2 protein-coding genes are annotated in these 899 nt (G+C 74.5%); both read right to left on the bottom strand.

Translation table 11 applies throughout. The features are described from left to right. Nucleotides 1–33: 33 nt before the first annotated feature. Entirely contained in the window at nucleotides 34–681 is a 648-nt protein-coding gene (locus tag GUY61_RS38645; RefSeq protein ID WP_243767053.1) for a hypothetical protein, read from the bottom strand. Beyond that, nucleotides 678–899, bottom strand: a 222-nt coding sequence (locus tag GUY61_RS38640; RefSeq protein ID WP_166634941.1) for a nickel-dependent hydrogenase large subunit, incomplete at its 5' end; no start/stop codon positions are given. The genes GUY61_RS38640 and GUY61_RS38645, both read right to left, overlap by 4 nt.

Raw genomic sequence — 899 nt, 5'->3', positions numbered from 1 at the left:
GGGCGGGGCGCTGCGGCCACGCCTGGGGCGCGCTCACGGTGCCTTCGCCGGGGCCGGTCCGGCGCCGGGTACGGCTCCGCTCTCGGTGCCCGGCCTGGGTCCGGTGCCGATCTGGAGCAGGGCCGGCTCCCGGGGACCCGCGGACTCCAGTTCCACCGCGGTCACTTCGGGGGCGAAGCAGGACAGGGCGTCCTCCGCGGCCTGCCGGACGGCGGCGGCCGTGCTGGGGCAGCCGCAGCCCGTGCCGTCGGCGGAGCGCAGCCGCAGGGTCCCGGTGGCCTCGTCGAATCCGGTCGTCTCCAGGGAGTGGTGGCGAAGGGTGTCCAGAGCGCGCCGGATCCTGGTGAGGGTGTCCTCCGGGTGCAGGTCGTGCAGGACGAGCAGGCTGGAGACGAGTTCGTCGTCGAGCAGTGCGGCCAGCGGGCCGTCCGCGCGATCCCCGGTGGCGGGCGCTTCGAGCAGGTCGACGATCCGGGCCAGTCCGGCGCCGTAGAAGTCCATCAGCAGCCGCACCAGTTCCTCGGACGCCGCGCGGACCGCCCGGTCGCCGGAGGCGCCGAGGCGGTCGAGCACCTCCTCGACACGACGCCCGGTCTCCTCCGCGCTCAACGGCCGCTCCGCGCTCGCCGGGCCGGCCGGCGCCTCGGCCGGCCGGGCGGCGGTGTCGACTGCCGCGCTCATCCGGACAGACCGCTCAGGCCGGTGGGCACGTGCATCTCCCGTACGGTCCTGCCGTCGCCCACGTACATGTGGACGCCGCACGGCAGGCAGGGGTCGAAGCTGCGGACGGCCCGCATGATGTCGATGCCCTTGAAGTTCTCCGGGGGGTTCTCCTCGAAGATCGGTGTGTTCTGCACGGCGTCCTCGTACGGGCCGGGTGTTCCGTAGGTGTCGCGCAC

Origin of the sequence: Streptomyces sp. GC420 (assembly GCF_009916105.1) — a bacterium.
Classification (GTDB): Bacteria; Actinomycetota; Actinomycetes; order Streptomycetales; family Streptomycetaceae; genus Streptomyces.
Note: the sequence above shows the minus strand (reverse complement) of the source record. Positions and strands in the feature narration are given on the sequence as shown.

Bases quoted from the DNA above. Each gene is read 5' to 3' on its own strand.
- GUY61_RS38645 (WP_243767053.1), bottom strand. From the start codon at position 681: ATGAGCGCGGCAGTCGACACCGCCGCCCGGCCGGCCGAGGCGCCGGCC.